Source organism: Acinetobacter sp. UBA3025 (genome assembly GCF_002367915.1).
Classification (GTDB): domain Bacteria; phylum Pseudomonadota; class Gammaproteobacteria; order Pseudomonadales; family Moraxellaceae; genus Acinetobacter.
This window is the reverse complement of record NZ_DFDO01000106.1, coordinates 1-5056: the sequence shown is the minus strand read 5'-3', so window position 1 is coordinate 5056 and position 5056 is coordinate 1. Positions and strand designations below refer to the sequence as shown.

The window sequence follows — 5056 nt, the reverse complement described above, 5'->3', positions numbered from 1 at the left end:
TCTGTTTGAAATCGTAAATTATATCGAACACTATGGATTGAAACGCGGGCAAAAAGCGGATGGAACTTATGAGCGGACCTTGCCCGAGCATAGCTGGAACAATAACAACATCGTGACTAATCTGTTCCTGTACCAGTTGCAGCGCCATTCGGATCATCATGCCTATCCAAGCCGGCCATTTCAGGCATTGCGACATTTTGATGAAGCGCCAGATTTACCAAGTGGTTATGCCACTATGCTGATTCCGGCACTGATTCCACCATTATGGTACAAGATGATGGATCAACGTGTGTATCAGCATTATCAAGGCGATCTGACTAAAGCGAATATACTGCCTTCGAAACGTGCCAAACTGCTTAAGAAATTTGGTCTAAAAGACGCTGCAGCTTAATGATGTAAACAAATAAAAAATGCGCCATTCGAGGCGCATTTTTTATTGAGTTTTATTTAGAACCAATCACTCTGCATCTTCAAACAGGTGTCATCGAAGTTCATCAGTAATTTGGCCTGATGTTCAATTTCAGGCAGTTCCCAATGAATAAAATATTGGGCTGCCTGAATTTTACCGGCCAGAAAGGCTTGATCTTCCTGTTGAGAAGATGCGCCAAATCTGAGTTGAGCTTGATTGGCCATTTCCAGCCACAACCACGCGATAATAGTTTTGCCCATCATATCCAGATATAGGCCAGAATTGGCCAAAGTTTCACTAACTTTGCCTTGATGCAGAGCCTGACCTAAAACCTGTGTGGTTTTTTGTACAGTGGCAAGATGCTGTTTATAGACATCTGCCAGTTCTGTTAACTTGCTATCCTGAATTTCAGACAAGGTTTTCTGGATGCGTTGCATGAGCAGGGTCAGGCCTTTGCCATTGTGCTGCCAGAGTTTACGGCCTAGTAGATCCAGAGACTGAATCCCATAAGTGCCTTCATGAATCGGATTTAGACGGTTATCCCGATAGCATTGCTCAACCGGATATTCACGCGTATAGCCCGCACCACCCAAGACCTGAATCGCCAGATCATTGGCTTTAGGACCATAGGCAGAAGGGAAGGACTTGACCACGGGTGTAATGAGATCCAGCAAAATGGCACTATTTTCCTCTTGTGCAGCCTGATGTTCATCAATTAAGCGGGCTGCAAATAAGCACAGCGCCAAAGCACCTTCAACATAAGATTTTTGTGCCAGTAGCATACGTTTGACATCCGTATGCTCAATGATATTCACAGGTTTAGCGTCAGGTGTTTTTTCATGAACCGGACGGCCTTGAGGACGGTTTTTAGCATAGTCCAGAGACTCCAGATAACCACGATAACCGATCATGGCTGCACCGAGGCCAACACCAACGCGCGCTTCATTCATCATCTTGAACATATATTTTAAACCTTGTCCCACTTCACCAATTAAATAGCCTAAGCAACGATCGTTTTCCCCAAAGCTTAGAACTGTTGAAGTTGTGCCGCGATAGCCCATTTTGTGTAGCAGGCCAGCCAGATGGACATCATTGGATTCACCTACAGTTCCATCTGTATTGGTTTTGAATTTCGGCACGATGAATAGGGAAATACCTTTTACCCCTTGCGGAGCGTCTTGGATACGAGCCAGAACTAGATGCACAATATTTTCAGTAATGTCCTGATCACCACCAGAAATAAACATTTTCTGGCCTTTAATTTTGTAGCTTCCATCTGACTGAGGAATCGCTTTAGTGGTCAGATCTCCCAAAGAGGAACCCACATTCGGCTCGGTCATCGCCATAGTTCCAGCAAAGCGGCCACTTAGCATATGCGGCAAGAACATTTGTTTTTGTTCTGGAGAGGCAAAGGCTTGAATCAGATTTGCTGCAGCGGCTGTCAGAAAAGAGTAGGCAACAGTCGAAGGATTGGCCGACATGAAATAGGCATTGCAGGCCATATTCACCAAAGTCGGCAATTGCATGCCGCCGTCTGCGTAATCATGCTGGGCGCAGAGTAGACCAGCATCAGCAAATTGTTGCCATGCTATTTTTACTTCATCAATGGTCTTCACCTGTTTGCCATCAAAGCTCGGTTCATGATGATCAGCCTTGGCATTATGCGGCGCAAAATAATCGGTCGCGATGCCTTTTGCCGTTTCCAGAATACTATCAAAGGTATTTTTGTCATGATCCTGATAGCGTTCCAGTTCAGTTAAGGCTTCAAGTTTGAAAACATCATAAAGCAGAAAATTGAGGTCTTTATCATTAATCAGCTGAGTCACAGTACGATCCTGAATGTGCAATCCTTGAGATAACATCAAGACTAGCAGTTGCTTTTATCAAGGAGGATTGTCAATAATGACATGAAACAGGTTAAAAGCGACAAATAGAAAAATATGCAACAGGTAGTGATTTTAGGCTTTGATGGTGCTTTGGCTTCAGCAATTACAGGTGTGGTCGATTTATTTGCCATGGCTGGCGTGAGCTGGAACCGGATTCAGCAGCAGGATGTACAACGCCTGTTTAAAGTGAGAATCGCCAGTCCAGATGGACAACCAATTCGTTGTATTAACGGCCTGGAATTACCAGCCCATTGTTCATATCAAGAAATTCAAACAGCAAATATTCTGGTAGTGCCGACCATCGCCGCACCTATACAAGAGGTACTGGATGAAAATCCAGACCTGATTCAGTTTTTAACTTCTGCTCATGCACAATCCACCTTAATCGCTGGAAACTGCACCGGGAATTTCTTTCTGGCAGAAGCTGGTATTTTAGATGGTCGTGTGGCGACAACGCATTGGGGCTTTCAGGACATGTTTCGTGCACGTTATTCTCAGGTCAAACTCAATGCCGATCTGATGATTAGCCGGGATCAGAATATTTACTGTGCAGGTGGAGGCTTGGCCTGGTTTGACTTAGGCTTGCATCTGATTGAACGTTTCTATGGTTTTGAAGTTGCCATGCAATCTGCCAAATCCTTTGTAATTGATTATCGACGTGATAGCCAATTGTCTTATTCATTAATGAAGATTGGTCAACCTCATCATGATGAACTGGTGCAAAAAGTTCAGGACTGGTTAGAGCAGCATTTTCATGAAGAATTTACTTTAAATGCGCTGGCAGAACGTTTTAATGTCACCACTCGTACTTTAATCCGGCATTTTAAGCAGGCGCTAAATATTGCACCGAATCAGTATCTGCAAGCCATTCGTATTGAAGCGGCACGCAAACGGCTTGAGGAAACCGATCAGGCCATAGATCTGATTATGCAAAATGTCGGCTATCAGGATCCAAGTTCATTTCGGCGTTTATTTTATAAGAAAACAGGGTTAACACCTTTAGAATATCGCCGTCGTTTTAGTCGACGTTTCTAGACGTTGACAAAAAGAGAGATTCGAAAAGCTCTCTTGGCATACATATTAGCTAAAGATATCTTTACGTAAATAATGCGTATAAATGGTTGAAGCGATGCTTTGCAAGAAGCCGGTGAACATAATCCAGTAAATAAAAACTTCACGTTCTAACCATTTTAGTCCGAAGCCTTCAAATCCGATGATGATCAAAAAGGCTGAACTAATCCCCAAAAATAAAATGTTATAGGATAATGACTTCTGCTTTAATAAAATCATTGTTCCTCTTTCGTCTTTGGCTTCCTGTGAGCATTCAAAGCGTATTTTATATATTTCACAGCAAATCACAGCCACCACAATACTTAAGATACTAGCCATCAATACCCAATATAGTGTCATGTTACTTCCTCGGCATAACTAAACAGTTCCTCAATCGTCGTTTCAAGTGCATTTGCTAACTTGAATGCCAGAATCAAGGAAGGGTTGTACTTCTCTTTTTCTAATGCGGCAATCGTTTGGCGGCTGACTGCCACTGCATCAGCAAGCTGTTGTTGTGTCCAACGTTTTTTAGCACGGAACACGATGATGTCATTCTTTAACATGTCTTTACTCCAACATCATTCAAAATGTAATATATATTTAACATTATGTAAACTATATATTTTATAATGATAAAAATAAGTGTCATTTAAAAGATTGAGATATAAAAAACGGGCTAAATGCCCGTTTAAAAATTTTTGAATCAGCTGGTTTAAGCTTTGACTGAGGTCGATTTAACCTTGCGGCCATGCAGCAGGTAATACCAGATCAGACAACTAAAGGTAAGCACTGCGGAAAACAAATAAAGCTGACGATAACCCACCTGATCCAGCAGCATACCGAGGAAATAAGGGCCGAAACCAAGACCTGCATCCAGTGCAATAAAGAAGGTTGAGGTGGCGAGACCCATCCGTTGCAAGGTGGTACTTTTCACAGCAATGGTTTGACACACGGACTGGATATTCCCGAAACCAAAACCTAATAACGCGGCACTCGCCAGTAACATCACAGAGTTTTGTGTCTGACTCAGCATCAGAATACCTACTGCCATAATCACGATTGCGGGGTAGATAATGATGTTTTCACCTTTACGGTCCATTAATGGGCCAGTAAAAGGACGCGACAGCAGAATAGCAAAGGCATACATCAGGAAGAAGAATGAGGCTGCTTCGACCAGATTGATGTCCTTGGCATAGAAGTGAATAAAGGATAGTACGCCTGAATAACAGGTAGCCACCAGCAGGACAATCACTGCAATCGGCAAGGCATTGGGCTCTACAAATTGAGCGAGTTTACTGGCAGATTGTGGAACAGAGGAAATTGATGTACCACTCGCTTTAAGGCGCGGCGGCTGGATTAACAGACCGCAGATCAGGCAGCTGAGCGCAACGATAGTGGTGAAGATAAAAATCACCTGATAATTAAAATTCGTCATCAGCCAAATCCCGACAAAAGGACCAATCGCCGTACCAAGCGTACTGCTCATACTGAAATAACCGATACCTTCACCACGTCGTGTTGCCGGAATGGTTTGCGCAATTACTGTGCCGAGTACGGTAGAGGCCATACCCATCATAAAGCCGTGGATCAGACGAATACCCAATAACACTTCTAGTTTGGCCGGAATCATATAAAGTCCGGAAAATAGCAAAAAGCCAGTCAGGCCAATCACCAGGGTATTTTTCAGTCCTAGACGATTCAGCAATTTCCC

General features: G+C 43.2%; 6 protein-coding genes. 2 read left to right on the top strand and 4 right to left on the bottom strand.

Features of this window, described 5'->3' with window-relative positions; all coding sequences use genetic code 11:
• Positions 1–391, top strand: a 391-nt coding sequence (locus B4J23_RS04515; protein ID WP_291358902.1) for a fatty acid desaturase, incomplete at its 5' end; no start/stop codon positions are given.
• 56 nt (positions 392–447) lie between these two features.
• Here B4J23_RS04515 and B4J23_RS04510 read toward each other — a convergent pair.
• Positions 448–2271: an acyl-CoA dehydrogenase gene (locus B4J23_RS04510; RefSeq protein ID WP_291358904.1), complete on the bottom strand. Its 1824-nt coding sequence runs from the start codon at positions 2269–2271 to the stop codon at positions 448–450.
• 78 nt (positions 2272–2349) lie between these two features.
• Between B4J23_RS04510 and B4J23_RS04505 the strand changes: the two genes are divergently transcribed.
• Positions 2350–3330, top strand: a complete 981-nt coding sequence (locus B4J23_RS04505; RefSeq protein WP_125278637.1) for a GlxA family transcriptional regulator — start codon at positions 2350–2352, stop codon at positions 3328–3330.
• A 45-nt stretch (positions 3331–3375) separates the two neighbouring features.
• Here B4J23_RS04505 and B4J23_RS04500 read toward each other — a convergent pair whose 3' ends face one another.
• From B4J23_RS04500 to B4J23_RS04490, 3 genes are all read right to left on the bottom strand, one after another.
• Positions 3376–3705 carry a hypothetical protein gene (locus B4J23_RS04500; protein ID WP_125278636.1) on the bottom strand — a complete coding sequence of 110 codons (330 nt, stop codon included), beginning with the start codon at positions 3703–3705 and terminating at the stop codon, positions 3376–3378.
• Positions 3702–3908 (bottom strand): helix-turn-helix transcriptional regulator, encoded by a 207-nt coding sequence (locus tag B4J23_RS04495; protein WP_034702754.1) that lies wholly within the window; start codon positions 3906–3908, stop codon positions 3702–3704. Before B4J23_RS04495 ends, B4J23_RS04500 begins: the two co-directional genes overlap by 4 nt.
• A gap of 149 nt (positions 3909–4057) precedes the next feature.
• A partial coding sequence (locus B4J23_RS04490) for an MFS transporter (protein WP_291358898.1) occupies positions 4058–5056 on the bottom strand: 999 nt, incomplete at its 5' end.

Bases quoted from the DNA above. Each gene is read 5' to 3' on its own strand.
- B4J23_RS04510 (WP_291358904.1), bottom strand. From the start codon at position 2,271: ATGTTATCTCAAGGATTGCACATTCAGGATCGTACTGTGACTCAGCTG.
- B4J23_RS04505 (WP_125278637.1), top strand. From the start codon at position 2,350: ATGCAACAGGTAGTGATTTTAGGCTTTGATGGTGCTTTGGCTTCAGCA.
- B4J23_RS04500 (WP_125278636.1), bottom strand. From the start codon at position 3,705: ATGACACTATATTGGGTATTGATGGCTAGTATCTTAAGTATTGTGGTG.
- B4J23_RS04495 (WP_034702754.1), bottom strand. From the start codon at position 3,908: ATGTTAAAGAATGACATCATCGTGTTCCGTGCTAAAAAACGTTGGACA.